Origin of the sequence: Desulfosporosinus sp. I2 (genome assembly GCF_000960765.1) — a bacterium.
Classification (GTDB): domain Bacteria; phylum Bacillota; class Desulfitobacteriia; order Desulfitobacteriales; family Desulfitobacteriaceae; genus Desulfosporosinus.
The window spans coordinates 1-16,013 of sequence record NZ_JYNH01000105.1 but is presented as its reverse complement, the minus strand read 5'-3'; the positions used below and the strand labels follow the sequence as shown (position 1 = coordinate 16,013).

Sequence of the window (16,013 nt, the reverse complement as noted above, 5' to 3'; positions counted from 1 at the left end):
AGTTTCGACGAAGTCCGCTTTCAACGTCATAGAATACTCCAGCATAAATCCAATCGGTATGGCTGCATATCATTTTCGTATAGGTTTTTATCTGAATCTCAAGGCTGCGTAGTTGTTCCGGTCCGGATGTGCTGACCCGGCAATAGGCGGCAACCTTGAGCTTTTTATTTTCTTTGTGTATGGCAGGTATGATCCTTATATTCTTCATTTGCCTTTTTAGTCATCTATTTTAAAATAGGAAATCCCATTTATATTTTACAAAAGGAAAGACGTGAAAGCATCCTCTCACGCAAAAGCATTTTTTCTTCCAATAATCCCTCAAACCCGCTATTCATCAAGATTTCCGCTGTTGCAACAGGATTATGGCTTCTACGTGCCTTGAGGATACAAAAAAGATGCCGCTGGAACCTGGTAGGGCCTTGGCGGGAGATCCTCACAATAAACAAGCTTTTATGTGATTCAATATCAATTACTTTAACTAACCGTGCCCGGCTGCATAATCCGCGGCAATTTCAATTAATATGCCAGTATTCTGGCTGGATTCTCAACAGTCATCTGATGATACGCTGCTTCATTCATCTCTTCTTCTTTCATTCGCTGTGGAACAAAGGTTGGGAAACGCGTGTAACCATAGGCACCCGCCTGCTTTCCGGACATCTTGTTTACCACGTCGTGTCCCAAACAAATCTGTCCTGCATAACCGGCTTCCACCAATTCCTTAAGCAGCTGAAAACGGGCTTCATCCTGAGCCAATCCAATTTCCTTGCCCATGATTGCATACCCCCAGCCGTCGAAATCAATATTAAAGCCTCGTTTTAGGAGCTCAAGGGCAAGTGACAGATTATATCCCTTTTCATTGACCTCCAGAATCGGATTCATGAAGCGAATAGAAAGGGCATCGATATGGCACATCAAAACACGTTCCGGTTTGATGCCGATTTCATCTGTCAACAGATCTGCAACACTAAGTATCATCTCATATGTCAATGGGTATGCCGTATGAATATGCAATGACATTCCATATTTCTTTGATGTTCTTGCACAGGCACGCATTGACATCATCTCAATTTCTGATACCCTACCCTCCCGAACCTTAGATATTGCACATTTAACAAATCCCGGTTTCACACCCGATTGCCCGATTCCACGTTCAATTTCTATGGAGAGAGCTTCAATCATCGCATTCTCTCCACCTTTGACCAGTTTTTTCGGGATTACCGATTCCAAATAGAATCCCGTGCAGGCTATGATATTGACACCGGAATCCTCAGAAAGCTTACATAACTTCTTCATGTTCACGTGACCGCCCATCGGTGTGTCATCCACGAGGGACTTACCACCGACCTTTTTAAATTCCACCAGCTCCTGCGTATAATAGACATCCCTTTTTCTTTTAATTGCAGGGTTCGAAAGCAACATCTTCATCAATCCCAGCATAGCATCTTTTGGCATCTTTTGCTCATGGCTGCTCTGTAAAGACAATGGTTGTATGGCTGATCATCATGTCGAAGGACCGTCCTTGAAATTCAGTACCTAATTTTAAATGGGATTTAGCCATTTTGAAAAAGGTCTCAATACCCCAACGCATGCCATAAATCCTTACAACTTCGGCATCTTCCAGGGCAAGATCTGTTGTTAGGATGGCCAGCCAATCTCTTCGATTGTTTCGATTCTGGACGAAGACAATTTTGAGGGATAAACCACTAGGGGGCTGAACGCGGACTGAGCCTAGGATTTCGGCTTTAGGGTTCTTAGGGACTTTGGCATAAAGCTCACGTAAGCTTAGTGATTTTCCCTCAAAGATATAACGTTGTTTTAGTTCTTTGACCATTCAGATGACGTGGAGTCCTTTGTCCATGAGCTTTTGCAGCAAGGGAGCATGAGTAAACCAACTATCCATCAAAACGTAATCGGCTGAGAATCCTGCCTTTAGAGCACGCTCAAGCATTTGAATAACAGCGTCCGGTTTGCGGATCATCGATTCCATCCGTCGCTTGTAACCTACAGTGCGCTTGTCAAGGTCTTGTCTCATTTCGCAAAGACGATTCTTGTCTTTGGCAGAGCTCATCAAGGTAAAATCGATGGGGGCAAAGCTATAGCCATCGGACCAACCCAGGGTTAACAAGTTATAGCCACGAATAAAGCGACCTGAAACATGATCATAGATCCGAGCTAAAAGTTCAACCTTTTTACTGCGTTCTCGGCCCATGACTGAATCATCAACGATAAAAACACGGACACGATGTGCGGAGGTGAGGTTTTCAAGGCGTGCAACAACATTGAGGCTTAATAGCTGATAAAAACGCCTCCAGTTATAACAGGATTCATTAAGGAATCGATAGATGTCATCTTTACCAGGTAGTGTTTCGCCACGCTTACTTTCTAATATCCGAAACAGATTTCGACCTTGGAAGACGAGCTGAAAGATAATTTGGAATACAGCAAAACTTGAAACCCCATAGGTTTTGCGGATTCCAGCCTTCCGAAGCAGTTGAGCTATTTTGAGCGTGGAAAAAAGGAAAGAAAGTTGATTTTGATACTGTTCAGACAGAGAGTTGTGTTGTAACATTGAAGTGCGCACCTTTCTGTTTTGGAATTATGGTTGTTTGGACACTTCCATTTTACCAATTCTGAAAGGTGTTTTTCTGTCAATGAACAAAATTATTTTGCCCCATTCCAGCTATAGACTGGGTTAGAGCTAGTTTTTACGATGCGAAAGTTGAGATTATAACTAAATAAATGCCAAAAAGAAAAGCACTCTACTAAATGACATCGTAGGGTGCCTTGCTTGTCTGGTTTCCTTATTACTCTATTTTGCGTCTCTGATTAATTAATTGAACAAAGAAGTCAACGATCGCAGCTTCCTGATGGTTAAAGAAAAGGCTCTTCCCGGTGTCCAGCTTTTGAATTGCTTCCATATCTTCCGCTGAAAGCTTGAAATCAAAGATGTTGAAATTCTCCTGCATCCTGTTTTCGTGGGTTGATTTTGCGAGTGCTACCACTTTCCTTTGTGTGAGCCATCTTAAAATAACTTGGGCTACGCTTTTTCCATGCTTCTCGCCGATTCCTTTTAATACGGGATTATCGAACATGTTGGCCTTACCTTCTCCAAAGGGTGCCCATGCTTCTATCTGAACATTGTTCTTTTCCATATTCTTCTGCGCCGCTATCTGCTGATTTACAGGATTCGTTTCTACCTGATTCACCTGAGGTACAATTTCATTAAACGCTACTATGTCTGACAGTCTGTCTGGATAAAAATTGCTCACGCCGATTGCACGGATTTTACCTTCTTTATATAAATCCTCCAAAGCATGATATGCTCCGTAGTAATCTGAAAAGGGCTGATGGAGCAAGCACAAATCCAGATAATCCGTTTTAAGTTTTTTCATTGATTCCAGAACGGATGCCCTGGTCTTTTCATAACCATAATGATCAATCCAGACCTTCGTCGTAAGGAACAATTCTTCTCTAGGAACACCGCATTGGGAAATTGCGTTTCCAACAGCTTCCTCATTAAAATAAGACTGCGCTGTATCTATCAGCCTATATCCGGCTCCTATTGCGTTCAACACACATTGCTCGCATTCTTCATTTGAAATCTGAAATACACCATATCCAAGCAGCGGCATCTTTACTCCATTGTTTAACGTTACATATTCCATGGCTGATCCCTCCTTGATTTATCATTATTTTTACTGTACAATGCAACTATAACCTCCGGTTGTTACTACCGGTCAATATCTAAATTTATTTTATATTTATTTTTTGCGGGAGAAGTTAAATGTATACGATGAAACAGACCTGTAAAAAGGTCGGCATGACATATGAAGCACTGAAGTTTTACTGCAATGAAGGCTTGGTACCGAATGTCAGACGAGATTTAAATAATCGCCGGGTCTTTGATGAAAACGATGTTCTTTGGATAACAAGCCTTACATGCCTTAAAAATTTGGGTATGAGTATTAAAGATATGAAAGCATACATCGACCTTTGCATGCAGGGGCAGTCTACCATACCGGAGCGTAAAACAATTCTCAATGAGCTTAAAGAATCTCTTCAAAAAAAATGGACGACTTGCGGGAAAGCATCAACTACATTGATAATAAGCAGCAGTTTTATGATGATGTGCTTTCCGGAAAAACAAAATACTATAGTAACCTGATCACTGTTGAGGATTAGACTCTTAATTTAACATTAATAGCCTGTAGCCTTCAAAAATATCATCGAGAGCAAGATTGATGGCAAAATGGACATGATCTCCATAAACACCCATATGATTTACAGAAGCTTCAACCTGTGAGATCATGAGTTAATTCGTATATTCTCACGTGGGTTGATCTCTTGATTGATTTTTACACGCTAGGTTTGTATTTCCATAACTACCACCGCATTCGCCGCAGAGAATTTTACTGCTGAAGGCATACCGGCTTTGGTATTTGCTCGTATCGTCCACCCCCATCAGCTTTCTGCGGTACTCAAAGATTTCCCTGACCGCCTGCGCCTGCTTATGTGAGATAATAGGTTCATGGTTGTCCTCTACCAGATACTGAGGAAGCTGGCCCTTGTCGCCTAAAGGGCAGTACCTCTGTGGTCATGGTTTTCTGATGAAGCAGATTTCCGGTGTAAATGGGATTTAACAATATCTCCTTTATCACACCGTCGTTCCATTTTTCAGCTGAGCGTATGGTGGAGATCCCTTCCTCCGATAAATCCTTGGCGATTACATAAGTACCCTTGCCGTTTAAGTATTCTCGGAAAATGCGTCGGACTACCGCAGCTTCTCCCTCTTGAATGATCAGCTCGCCGCTTTCATCCTTGGTATAGCCGTATGCGGGAGTACCAAGGATGAAGGTACCGTCCTGAAAGCGTTTTATCACCGCCCATTTGCTGTTGGTGGAGATGCTTTCGGATTCGCCCTGTGCCAGGGAGCTTAAAATGGTCAGCATCAGCTCGCTCTTCTCCGACAGGCTGTCGATATGCTCCTTTTCAAAATAGACGGCGACACCAAGCCCCTTCAAGCGGCGGATTGCCTCGATGCTGTCTACCGTGTTTCTGGCGAAGCGGGTCAAGGATTTCGTGATGATCATATCAATTTCGCCGTCCTCGCAGTCCTTCAGCATCCGTAAAAAGTCATCTCTTTTTTGAAGTTTTGTCCCGCTTCTTGCTTCATCAGCGTAGATTCCGGCGAACTGCCAGTCCTCTTGATTTTCAATCAAGACGGTATAATACTCAAGCTGTGCGGTGAAGGAATTCTGTTGCTCACGGGAGTCGGTGCTTACCCTGCAATAGGCGCAAACCCGCTTTTTCGGCTGTAATTGCCGGACGACCTGCTGCTTGACAGGAACAATTTTTGTTATCTTTTTTGCCATGGTTTTCTCTCCTTTCTCTCGTTTTTGACTCCTATCAGCAACACACAATACCACACAAGCTTTGAGATATCCAGGTGTTTTTACGCATATACCTTGGAAAGCTCCGGCGTGAAGGTTTGACGGTTCAATTCATCAATTTTCTTATACTCGGCAGGGGAAATAAGGCCGTTACGAAGCATGATATCCAGCAGTTTTAATGCTACCTTGTATTTCACTTCATTAGCCGACTGATCCTTTGACATATCACTCACCCTCCGTTTACTGTTTAGAAAGTGATGGTCTTTGATAATCCAGCCGGATTTGGCCCTCCAGCGGTGAATAAAGCTCAATGTTCAGCTGTTCCAGCCCTCGCAGAAGCTCCAACAATTTGGCTGTATCCCGCCCCAGGCGGTCAAGTTTCTTTACCAGCAATACGTCCATTCTGCCATCACCGGCGGCCTTCATAACCTCCGCCAGACCGGCGCGGTCAAAATCCAGCCCGCTTCCTATATCCTCTGATTCGCCGACAACCAAAAACCCCATCTGCTCGGCGTAATCCATGAGCTCCTTTTTCTGCCCCTTCATGGCGCCGTGGGCATCCTCCGGTGCGTCGATCCGGCAGTAAATCCATGCCCGCTGCTGGCTTCTGTGGCTTAAAAAGTCAAGAAGCCTCATCAACGCTCACAATCGGAATGCTGACGGGCTCCTTTTTGCCCATCTGCATGGGTACCAGCTCTTTAGTGATCTCCTGCAGAAGCCTCTGATCCGGGCAGCGGCTGATAAATTCGCCGAAGGTGTCCAGAACCAGCCTATCCAGCGTATCAGTTAAAACCATCCTGTCAGCATGCTCTTTTTTCAGCATGATAAAGCTTGCAATGCTGGACGGGGATTTCTCAAAATAGAATTCCTGACACTCTCCGTCAAGCCCGTACACATATCCGATAATCAGCTCCTTCTTTAGCAATTCAGCCAATGCTTCCTTATCCATATCGTTTTCCTCCTTGATATTTTGAATTTAATCTCAGAAGGATACGGCAGGACGAAAAAAATCCGCCCTGCCGCATAGTTTCTGAGATCAAAAAATGATCTGCTTGTTCTTCATTACGAATTGCCGCTTCTACTCGACACTACTTCCCGAAGCGAAAAGCCTTGCGGCTCTTTGGGCGGCAGCATAAACGGTTTGCCGGTTGAGCAAACGCCATAGGAATTTAACCTCTCCCAGGATCTCTGGAAGCCGCCCCCATTGCTTGAGTCTGTGGCTGGACGGAAGTAGCATTATCACTGTCCATTTCATTGCGAAACAGTCCACCACGGACTGTTTTATGACCGGGCGTTCCCGCTCGTCACCTTCGATGCCATCGGTTCGACGGATGAAATTCATCCGCAGGCAGTCTTGGCGCGCCCGTCAACGTCGCTGCCGCTTTTCACACGGCGGGGCAGATCATGTATTTATGCTGCCGGATATGATATTCTCAAAGAGCAACAAGGGAATGAAAAAAACATGCCTTGATTACCTGTCATGGAGATGGTCTGCTGTTTTTCTCCTGTGAGCGGCAGGATATTTTCTGCCTGGTTATGGTTATTTTTACTCATACGCCGAACACCTCCTTTGCGAGTCTGACGATCTCCTTGCGAAAGCCTCTGCTGTCCTTGAGCGTCAGTTCTCCCAGCAGGTTTCCTGAAAGAGCCAGATCCTCCACCTCGTCCGAATGGGGAAGCTTAAAAGCGACGCTTCCCAAGACCTGCTCGATATGCTCTCGGGCCTGATTGGATTTGATGTTGGAAGCCATCTTGTACTGCTTGTCGGCATCCCATTTCTGATCCTTCAGGAGCGGCAGCTGTGACGAAAGATAGCTGACGGATTTCAGGTCGCAGTTGACCAGCCGGAGAACAGAATCAGCCTCCAGCAGCGAAACCGCCGACAGGATATCGTGGGCGATGGCGCTTCCGCAGTCGATAATGATATACGGGGCAATATCCCGCAAATGGTCGATCAGTTCGGTCGCAAGCTCCTGAGAGTACGGCGGGTACGTAAACACATTCTCCCCCTTGAGCATACCGATGATGGTCAGGTAATCCAGCTTCTTGTGGGTAACGCAGTTCTGCTTGATGAGCAGATCCGTCACATGGGTAGCGGCGAGAATGCTGCCGAGGGAACGCTCACACTCAAGATCGCTTGGGGGACAGATACAGGGCAGCATAGGTGCAGTCATGTCACACAGCAGTAAGGCCACATTCTTTTTCTGATCCGCCAGATATTTAGCAAGACGCACGCTCACGGTGGTCTTGCCGCTTCCGGGGCTGCCCCATACCGCCAGCACCTTAACGTCCTGCTCCGGTTCATCCGGCACAGACTCCGTCTGTTTGCGGGAAAAGATGCTCCCTTTCATGAAATTGAGCATTTATCTCCCCCCGCTTTCCGGTGCGGTATTTGCAGGCTTAGAGGCCGTACCCTGCGAAGTTGCCTGCACCGCGCCCGCATTTTTCACCGGTGGCTTCGGATACAGGGCTTCAATCACTTTATCCTGTAGCTCGAGAAACTTGTCGGCGTTCTCCTTGCTTCCGCGGTATACAAGAGACAGGTGGAGTTTGCCGTCCGATTCCAGCTCAGCGAGGATTTTCGCCTGTTCCGGTGAAGCCAGCAGGGTAACGGTGGCGGGGAGCTGTTTTTTATTTCCATCCTTTGAGGATAAGTCGCTTCCGGTATTTTGCTGGCCGGTGTCATTTCCGGAACTGGCAGTCACACCGATGACTTCGACGTAGGTCAGCTCCGGAGGGATCATGGTAGAACCTTGCTTTTTGTAGTCGGGCGCGATAACTGATACAATGTCGCCGGAGATCAGCTTGCCGGACAAACCCTCCGCAAAGTTCTTAATACTGACGGAGATGGCTTCCTTGCCGTCGCTTAAGTTATACAGGTAGGCGTTCTCCGAAGCCGGAGTTTCCGACAGCTTGACCGGGAGGATATAGTCGCCTGGAGACAGATCCGCTGCGGCGTATTTGCCGACGACCGAGTCTGGTTGCTTTATTACACCCTTCGGCAGATTGTAGCCGCCGACCTCCACGGTCTGAATCATGTCCTTGGTAATAGCGTCGCCGGTCTTAATGTCCTTGATGACACGGATGATCTGAGTCTTTTGCGAGACGCTCTGATTGAACAAAGGCGTGAGCGCAAAACAGATAAGTAAAGAAAGCACAATGCAGATCACTCCAAGCACCGTGCGGTTTTTTAGAAAGCTCATAGGGTGTTCCTCCTTAAGTTAAAAAGTAAGCTGCCAGGCAGCCGAAGGAAAGAAATGGCGCGAGAGGATATGCCTTTTGAGCAGTCCTCCCGCGCAGTTTTTGGATTATGGTATTGCCTGTATGGAATACCAGCAGTGCGGTTAGCCTATGACCGCTGCGGTTATGCTTTTGCTGAAGCCCAGTACCAGCCCCGCAGCCGCCATGAGCTTGATATCCCCGCCCTCCATACCGCCAAAAAGCAGTGCGGCTATTAAAAAGAACACGGCGGTGAAAATTCCGCCCAGCTTCACCGGTTCAAAGGTGAGCAGTCCGGTCAGAGTGATCCCAAGGCAGATGCTGTCGGGGATGATTTTCTTTCGGATATCGAAGACTGCGGCCGCCAAAAGCAGGGCAGCAAATAAGCCGCCCTGCACAAGCGGCGCCAGCTGTGCCAAAGCGTCCGGATCAGTTCCCATAGTTGAACATATTGACAATGCGCTGCTTCAGGGTCGGCAGTACAGTTTCGCCGAACAGGGCATAGAGACCGCCGAGGACGAGGGCACCGATAACGACCGCCATCAGGATTTTTGATAGCTTTCGTGTAGAAAAAATTTACACGATAGAGAAACCCTCCTTTCAAATAGCCCCATAGCTTTGGCTTATAAAATGTGTAGACCATTGATTTCACCAGCCTTTCTTCTAAATTTGGGTACAAAAAAACACGACCAAACATTACTGTTCAATCGTGTTAATTTTAAATAGTGTTTTCTGTTTAAACTTCTTTGAGCAAGTCCTCAAGTTGTTTCATTAGCGCCGGAACCTCTTTTTGAGATAAATTCCAGACAAGCTCCATTCTTAATTCGCCATATCCGTGTGCTACGATATTTCTAAGATCAACGATCTTTCGCCACTGAATATCCTTGTACTCCGTCCATAACTACCGCGACAATGCGTTGGCATGTTCACCTATGTTAAGAAGCGACATTGCAGTTGCCTTCTGGTAAACATCATTTTCGTGGAATCCTTTTTCACCGATTTCATTAGAATACCTTATAATGTCTTTGCATTCGGATATGATCATTTTCAGTAATTGAATATCCCTATGCTTCATATATCCTTACCTTCTTGTTAATGGTTAAATAGCTGTTTTCCTTTAAAGGGCCGGCAACCACATCCACCTTGGTGTTCAATTTCTCTTGAATATCAAGCTTAAGCCCGGACATATCAAATAAACTTGCAACTTTTTCATCAAAGTATACAAGTAAATCCACGTCTGACTCCTCCGTATTCTCACCATTTGCAAACGAGCCAAACAAGTCGATGCTAAGCACCGGATACGCAGGTGCAACCTGAACCACCGCATCTCTTATATCTGTAATTGTCACGTTTATCACCTCTTGAAGACCTTAATACAAACTTTAAGGCGATGATTGAATCTCTGATTTCATTATACCTTAAAAGATCATCACAATCAAAAAAATGGTTACCTCGAAAGGGTTATATTGCAGGGCCGCAACCCCTTTATCGATTACAGAACCAAAAGTTGTAATCATCAACCAGTTGATAGTTATTACTCTCCTTCTCAACCGGTTCCAGAAGACAAATGGGAAATGAATACTGTTTTCTGCCCCTTCTTGCTTTCACGACAATACCATATAAACCAAAAACACCTTCAATTGCTGTTACCTTAATAATATCGCCAACTTTCAAAGGACCAGGATCATCTATAATTTCGGCTTCAAAAGGAAACTGAAGATGATTTTCAAGGTATTTTTGCCAGGCTTCCTCAATTTCCAGGTTATCTTCGCCCCCACAGTTTCTTACAAATTCATCAACCCTTCGCTCCTGTTCTTCATAGAGCTTTTCAGCACGTTTCATTTCAATAGAACGCAAATTATCAGGTGATGCTTTCACATACTCAATTTCAAAACCAGGGACATGAGTTTTTAACATCCTCTTATACTGACTGATATCGGTCTCCTTCTTTTCTTTTTTAAGCTTCATCACACCTTCATCGGTCTTCAGATTTATGAGTGCTTGTCTGCTTTTTGTGCAAGTAATTCCTTTTATACAGCCCCATTCAACAAAAAGGCTCTCACTGCTCGATCCCGTCGAAATATGTAAACCCTTTTCATAAAGCTTGATTTTTGCATTTATTAGAACCGCATCTAACGACGAGTGCTCTCCGAGATAATCAAATTCAAACACTCCAAGCTCTTTTCCGTATTCACTTTTTATGACTTCAAACATCCTGTATTCCCTTTCTTGTACGATCCCTTTATTTAAGCCTCTTTTCTATATCTAATTAAAGCACCGCTTTGGGCCTTAAACACCCGGCCCCGAGTGTTGGGGTTTACTAACTCCGTGCGTCAAAAGTCCCACAAGCCTTCACCGAAAAAGGATAATGAAAATGAAAATGAAACGTAAGATAGGCAGTTTGCTGCTATTACTATTTCCAGCCAAAATATCATTGCAGAAACTGTCTTCGGGGAACTGACATTGATGGACGTTTGACCACTTTCCAGGTACTATTTTGAGTGGCTCGATCTTGGCACATGGTCAGACTCCGGAAAACGAAGTTCCAATCAAGCAACTCATCTATTGTCAATTTTATGGAATTCGCACCATTCACGGACGATTTCGCATAATGTCATGTTTGTACAAATCCCATTCTTTTTCTATCCCATGCTTAATGATCGCATCTCTGAAGCGGCGAAACGCACCCTTACCACATTGAATTTTACTAAGCTAAGGGGTTCTGTCCCTTATTCATTTATAAGCTTGGTTGATCCAATAGTTAAATTAAAATTATTTTCATGCTCTGTAATCACATAATCAACAACAAACCTTCTATCATTCTTAAAAATGGTATCTTTCCTAAAAATCAAATAATCATAGATTTCATTAAACTCATCCTCTATTTGTTTATCCTTGACTAATCTTTTTATAATGCATCTTTTTGTTTTTCTCTATCCTCTATTGGAAATAATGATATGTTCCAAACCAGAATCCCAAATTGTATCATGCTTTTATTCATTTCATCATTATCAATTCTTTCAGATAGAGGTTTTACAAATTCAATGATAACCGCTGACAATTTATTTGCAGTGGATAAGTTATTTTTATTTGATTTCTTATTCTTTTTATTTTTTTTAATAACAGACATACTTACCTCCGTTAATTATCTCAATGGAGTACCTTCAGAAAGGTGAAATTTATTATTCAATTCTTTATAAGTTACCAAATTCCTTCAATACAACGCGATAAAAAGACGTTTATTCAATGTCACTACGTCTAACAAATCTACGAACTTCCTCTCAGCACCGAAAGCCAACAATTGATACCTATGGCTGAACCATAAAGGTATAGTGGATCGTGCCTAGTGGATCTAATAAAGCATTTTCTTCGAGAAACGAACTCACATAGTTTATATATCCTTTTAGGCCTTGCCTTTTACTCCAGAACTTTCGCGAATCTGTTAAGCGACGCAAGGCGCTTCCTATACTACGATAGTGTTTCACCCTGTCTTCTGGTGTTTCCCATAAACCATCTACCGCATTCTGCCACGCCTTCTCATCCTCGTCCTTAGTTATTCGCGCGTAGTCTTCCGGATGAAAGGTTGCCATACATCTATCGGCCATTTCCCAAACTTCCGGTGCGATATTGACGAATTCCCATCTTTGTTCCGAATCTAAGATCCCAATGACCCTCAAACCGCAGATCGCATAAGCTAATGCCACCTCATCATCGTAAAGGCTGTCATATTTTTTCGACATGTAAGATACCTGTTCTTCTACGCACATAAAAGTGTGAGAAAACAATTCCTCGCTCCCCTTAATATCAGGGAACTCTTCTTTTTTCCTGTTCCATAAACGTAGTGTTTGGTATGGATTCAATGTCACTATATTCATTATCCACCCCTCCATTTCTTTTCTATTTTAATGCACCCGCTCAGATAAATCGACTATAATTTGTAAATCACTCCAACCTAAAACAAGAAATACGCTTATTCAGCGTTAGATCGTCTCACAAGTCTACAAATTTACTCATCCCACTTTCAGCCGGTTGGGTCTTCGAAATTGCTGCATATTCCCGCCTCACCTAAGACGAGCCAATCCACTAACACACAATTCCAAGCCGCCTCGTAGCCTAGAGACATCATTATTTGGCAGTTTTTAACTGATGAGCCAATGTATTATTGCAGACCCGTCTTCTGGATTCCCTTGGCATGGATGCATAAATCATCATCATCTTCGGATTCTTCGGCAATGCTCAAATACTCCATTTAGATTTCGACGATATCACCTGTCTTTTTGTTCAAATATTGGTTCCATCCATCCATGAAGAAATCCAGTCTATCGACAATTTCTTTCAAGCTGACTTTCCAGTCAGATCTTTGAGCCGTTTTACATGGTGCATATGCAGGTTATCTGTGTGGATTCCACATATTTCACACACGCAAGTACTCAGCCTTTTTGCAAGGCTGTTTGGTTTATCATACCGCCAAAAATTTGGCAAGGTATCTACAACTTTAAAGGAGGCTTTATTCTCGTGTAAAAAGCTATCGTGATAAAATTCACAGCGTTGTTGTCCGGCTTTGTTATAATATTCCACTCCGAACACGCCGTTTTTCATTCTGCCTTCCTTAATTTTACGGACTGAAGAATTATACTTTGCGGCGAATGTTTTCAGCATGCTACCTTTCATAATGAATTTGAAATTGTTCAATACGGATACATTTTCCGCAAGCCTGTAAAAGTTGTGAATTCCTCTGATTTCAGAGTTATACTTACTGAGTATCTCAATATCTGCCCTGTTCAATAGGAGCCCTCGATGTGTGGATTTCCATTTTTCTTTTCCGTTTTCGTCTTTAACGATTTTAAAAGCCTTATATTCGTGCAGCTTGCCAACCCATTTATCATGGGGGACATAAAGCTTTACTCTACCGTACCAGTATCGCTGTAAGCTACCCCTTTGATTCCGTTTCACGTCCTTGCTTCTGGACACCGTAAAGTCATAGCCCAAGTACCGTATTAGGTCTCCCGAGTGAGTGACTTTCGTTTTCTCTTCAGATAACGTCAATTTTAGCTCATTTTGAAGGAAAACCTTGATGTCCTGTTTTAGCTTTTCGGCATCTGCTTTTGGCCCAATGATACCCACTACAAAATCGTCAGCATATCTGTTGTATTGCAATCGTTTGAAAACTGGGTCGATCGCCTTGTAGGATGGTGTATTTGTCATTATTTTCTGAGCGATTTTAAACTTTTTGACGGCTTCTTTATGGTCATCAGACTGTTTCAGCAGCTTCTTGAATTTTTCCATTTGCCATTTTGCCTTGTTGTATTCCTTGGTCATACTGCGCCTTTTGATTTGGGTATTGAAGTTGAGTTTGTAGTTTTCCATGAACATATCTAATTCAGACAAATATATATTAGCAAGAACTGGACTGACTCCGGAGCCCTGCGGAGTGCCGGAGTATGTTGTGTGGTACGCCCATTGTTCCATATATCCGGCTCTGAGCAACTTCCATATTAAACTAATGAAGTATTCGTCCTGAATCCTGTGTCTCAAGATGTTGATTAGAACGTGATGGTCGAAACTGTCAAAACATGCTTTAATATCGCCTTCAATAATCCACTTTGCACCGTTGAAAATTAGCTTTGACGCTTAATAGGGCAGTGTGGCAAGATCGTTTGGGTCTAAAGCCGTGCGACTTATCGGAAAAGGTTGGTTCATACATGGCTTCCAAAATCATTCTGACCACTTCCTGTATCAGTTTGTCGTCGGTTGACGGAATTCCTAGAGGGCGTTTTTTGTCACTATTTTTCTTTGTGATATACTCGCGTCTCGCGGGATTCGGCTGATAGGAATGGTTTTTAAGAGAGGAGATTATTTTATTAATTCTCGCCATACTCATGTCATCGAGAGTCAATCCATCTGCTCCGGCGGTCATACTGCCTTGTGATTTAGCGATATTGTTGTACGCCAGCAGATAAAATTCAGGGTTGTATAAGTTACGGTAAAGGCGTTCGTATTTGTACTCTTTGTTACACGATTGTTCTTCCAAACTTTTCAATACGTATAGTGGATTTCTTATAGTGCCTCACGCACCTTTCCCTACTTGTATTGAAAGACAAACTGCTTCCCTTCGCCATGTGAGCGGCTTTCCCGCATCCGATTTACGGCTTTCCCTGTCAGTTCAGGGTTCTCAGACTACTATGGAAGCTCTGTTGCCGTAGAAAATATTCAAGAACATGCATATTTACATTTCTATAGCCATGATTATACGGCATTTTTCCTTAGGCAATCCTCGTTTAGCGACTATAAAATAAGCGTATTATGTTGTCGGATGTGACGTTCGTCGTTTTCCACTATCCTGTGGTTCTGGTTTGTCCTGAGTATTCCGCGAGAGCACTACCAAAAAATACTATCGCCAGAACACCGGCAAGTATAACTTCAGGTATGCCGGGGAGATCATTATCCCCAACCTCCGACTGTCAGTAAGGCAGTTTAGCTTTCATCCTCATACATAGTGTTTTACCCCTGTACGCCTTGCGATTCTTGTGAAGTTCAAGTCTCGCGCGTACCATATAGCTGAAAGTCGGCTATAACTCGACATGCTACACTCCCCATTTGGTTTCCCATTTGGATAAGTCGAGGAGTAATAGGCTGTGGTTTTCACCACTCGATACTTTTGCCTACCGCTTGCTTAAGGCGGGATTTATATAGCCCCACGAACAGCAAGTAGGCTGCTCTTACGAGCGCACTTGGTACAGTATCCAAGCTGCGCTGGATGGGGAGGCTATGGAGTGCGTCAGTACAGGCGCCGGCACCGGAGCGCTGTATATCGCATCGTAGGGATTCTCATCGTTCTTCCCGCATTCCATACATTTATAAACAACTTGAACATAGTCTTTCATAACCAGCTTTGCTGGGATATATTCCATCTCAGAACGTACTTTTTTCTTCCCAATCACTTTCAGTTCACTGCCACAGATCCCACATGCCGATTCATCAGGATTTAGAACACATTCCACAGTTTCTCTGGAAAGCCCTAACGTGAGTTTCTCACGATCGCCTTTTTTTCGTACAGGTCTTTTGTGTTCTTTGATTTGAATGACGGGCGCATAAGGTACAGGAATGTTATCTGCGTCTTCCTCGCCGAACAGGGATGCTTGTCCTGCTGTTGACGGCGTTTTCTCACTGGATGCTCCGAAACGCTGCTTTGCTGCATGCAAAACGGCCTGCGTGAGAGCTTCGACATTGTGTTCTAACCTGTCAATTTTCTCATGCAGTTTTTGGTTTTCCATTTTAAGTTGTTCTATACGCAGATCTTTTTCGTCGTGCATGGCCGCTTTCTTTCCAATGAATTTCTTACTTTCATTATACCAAAAAAGTGCCATTTTCTCAGCATTTTAGAGCATTTTTTCAGTAAATAAT

18 protein-coding genes and 6 pseudogenes are annotated in these 16,013 nt (G+C 43.8%); 1 reads left to right on the top strand and 23 read right to left on the bottom strand.

Translation table 11 applies throughout. The features are described 5' to 3' along the window. From UF75_RS27470 to UF75_RS18710, 4 genes and pseudogenes are all read right to left on the bottom strand, one after another. Nucleotides 1-208 (bottom strand): annotated as a pseudogene (locus tag UF75_RS27470) (recombinase family protein); the annotation flags it as partial. A gap of 308 nt (nucleotides 209-516) precedes the next feature. Next, nucleotides 517-1,419: a hypothetical protein gene (locus UF75_RS18720; protein ID WP_242860331.1), complete on the bottom strand. Its 903-nt coding sequence runs from the start codon at nucleotides 1,417-1,419 to the stop codon at nucleotides 517-519. A 52-nt stretch (nucleotides 1,420-1,471) separates the two neighbouring features. Next, nucleotides 1,472-2,569: pseudogene (locus UF75_RS18715) on the bottom strand (transposase); the annotation flags it as partial. Between the two features lie 235 nt (nucleotides 2,570-2,804). Then, on the bottom strand, nucleotides 2,805-3,665 hold the full coding sequence (locus UF75_RS18710; RefSeq protein ID WP_156146510.1) for an aldo/keto reductase: 861 nt from the start codon (nucleotides 3,663-3,665) through the stop codon (nucleotides 2,805-2,807). Nucleotides 3,666-3,784: 119 nt separating this feature from the next. Between UF75_RS18710 and UF75_RS18705 the strand changes: the two genes are divergently transcribed. Beyond that, nucleotides 3,785-4,165: a MerR family transcriptional regulator gene (locus UF75_RS18705; protein WP_348983077.1), complete on the top strand. Its 381-nt coding sequence runs from the start codon at nucleotides 3,785-3,787 to the stop codon at nucleotides 4,163-4,165. Nucleotides 4,166-4,186: 21 nt separating this feature from the next. Here the strand turns inward: UF75_RS18705 and UF75_RS30825 are convergent, their stop codons facing one another. The 19 genes and pseudogenes from UF75_RS30825 to UF75_RS18640 form a co-directional block, all read right to left on the bottom strand. Then, entirely contained in the window at nucleotides 4,187-4,309 is a 123-nt protein-coding gene (locus UF75_RS30825) for a hypothetical protein (protein WP_282433822.1), read from the bottom strand. 75 nt (nucleotides 4,310-4,384) lie between these two features. After that, nucleotides 4,385-5,372: pseudogene (locus tag UF75_RS18700) on the bottom strand (recombinase family protein); the annotation flags it as partial. A gap of 80 nt (nucleotides 5,373-5,452) precedes the next feature. Continuing rightward, nucleotides 5,453-5,614 carry an SHOCT domain-containing protein gene (locus UF75_RS29270; protein ID WP_015043387.1) on the bottom strand — a complete coding sequence of 54 codons (162 nt, stop codon included), beginning with the start codon at nucleotides 5,612-5,614 and terminating at the stop codon, nucleotides 5,453-5,455. 16 nt (nucleotides 5,615-5,630) lie between these two features. Then, the gene (locus UF75_RS29265; protein ID WP_045576086.1) at nucleotides 5,631-6,026 is read right to left on the bottom strand and encodes a recombinase family protein; all 396 of its coding nucleotides are present in this window, start codon (nucleotides 6,024-6,026) and stop codon (nucleotides 5,631-5,633) included. Then, nucleotides 6,013-6,339 carry a hypothetical protein gene (locus UF75_RS29260; protein ID WP_045576085.1) on the bottom strand — a complete coding sequence of 109 codons (327 nt, stop codon included), beginning with the start codon at nucleotides 6,337-6,339 and terminating at the stop codon, nucleotides 6,013-6,015. The genes UF75_RS29265 and UF75_RS29260 overlap by 14 nt, the downstream gene beginning before the upstream one ends. Nucleotides 6,340-6,468: 129 nt before the next feature. After that, a complete protein-coding gene (locus UF75_RS28495; RefSeq protein WP_156146509.1) occupies nucleotides 6,469-6,645 on the bottom strand; it encodes a hypothetical protein in 177 nt (58 codons plus the stop codon). 155 nt (nucleotides 6,646-6,800) lie between these two features. Next, nucleotides 6,801-6,944: a hypothetical protein gene (locus tag UF75_RS28490; RefSeq protein WP_156146508.1), complete on the bottom strand. Its 144-nt coding sequence runs from the start codon at nucleotides 6,942-6,944 to the stop codon at nucleotides 6,801-6,803. Next, on the bottom strand, nucleotides 6,941-7,753 hold the full coding sequence (locus UF75_RS18685; RefSeq protein ID WP_045576084.1) for an AAA family ATPase: 813 nt from the start codon (nucleotides 7,751-7,753) through the stop codon (nucleotides 6,941-6,943). Before UF75_RS18685 ends, UF75_RS28490 begins: the two co-directional genes overlap by 4 nt. Then, nucleotides 7,754-8,593 (bottom strand): Flp pilus assembly protein CpaB, encoded by an 840-nt coding sequence (gene cpaB / locus UF75_RS18680; RefSeq protein ID WP_045576083.1) that lies wholly within the window; start codon nucleotides 8,591-8,593, stop codon nucleotides 7,754-7,756. A gap of 13 nt (nucleotides 8,594-8,606) precedes the next feature. Beyond that, nucleotides 8,607-9,049 (bottom strand): annotated as a pseudogene (locus UF75_RS18675) (A24 family peptidase). Next, nucleotides 9,039-9,161: pseudogene (locus tag UF75_RS30330) on the bottom strand (DUF6133 family protein); the annotation flags it as partial. The pseudogenes UF75_RS18675 and UF75_RS30330, both read right to left, overlap by 11 nt. A gap of 184 nt (nucleotides 9,162-9,345) precedes the next feature. After that, nucleotides 9,346-9,492 (bottom strand): annotated as a pseudogene (locus tag UF75_RS30325) (HepT-like ribonuclease domain-containing protein); the annotation flags it as partial. A 181-nt stretch (nucleotides 9,493-9,673) separates the two neighbouring features. After that, entirely contained in the window at nucleotides 9,674-9,958 is a 285-nt protein-coding gene (locus UF75_RS18665; protein WP_045576082.1) for a nucleotidyltransferase domain-containing protein, read from the bottom strand. Between the two features lie 136 nt (nucleotides 9,959-10,094). Continuing rightward, nucleotides 10,095-10,823, bottom strand: a complete 729-nt coding sequence (locus tag UF75_RS18660) for a calcium-binding protein (protein ID WP_045576081.1) — start codon at nucleotides 10,821-10,823, stop codon at nucleotides 10,095-10,097. A 694-nt stretch (nucleotides 10,824-11,517) separates the two neighbouring features. Next, nucleotides 11,518-11,739, bottom strand: coding sequence for a hypothetical protein (locus tag UF75_RS18655; RefSeq protein ID WP_045576080.1), 222 nt, complete (start codon nucleotides 11,737-11,739; stop codon nucleotides 11,518-11,520). Between the two features lie 178 nt (nucleotides 11,740-11,917). Continuing rightward, nucleotides 11,918-12,484 carry a hypothetical protein gene (locus UF75_RS18650; protein WP_045576079.1) on the bottom strand — a complete coding sequence of 189 codons (567 nt, stop codon included), beginning with the start codon at nucleotides 12,482-12,484 and terminating at the stop codon, nucleotides 11,918-11,920. A 460-nt stretch (nucleotides 12,485-12,944) separates the two neighbouring features. Further along, nucleotides 12,945-14,192, bottom strand: coding sequence for a reverse transcriptase/maturase family protein (locus UF75_RS30820; protein WP_282433823.1), 1,248 nt, complete (start codon nucleotides 14,190-14,192; stop codon nucleotides 12,945-12,947). A 7-nt stretch (nucleotides 14,193-14,199) separates the two neighbouring features. Next, nucleotides 14,200-14,649, bottom strand: a complete 450-nt coding sequence (locus UF75_RS30815) for a reverse transcriptase domain-containing protein (RefSeq protein ID WP_282433821.1) — start codon at nucleotides 14,647-14,649, stop codon at nucleotides 14,200-14,202. Between the two features lie 679 nt (nucleotides 14,650-15,328). Further along, on the bottom strand, nucleotides 15,329-15,976 hold the full coding sequence (locus tag UF75_RS18640) for an IS66 family transposase zinc-finger binding domain-containing protein (protein ID WP_242860328.1): 648 nt from the start codon (nucleotides 15,974-15,976) through the stop codon (nucleotides 15,329-15,331). Between the last annotated feature and the right edge of the window lie 37 nt (nucleotides 15,977-16,013).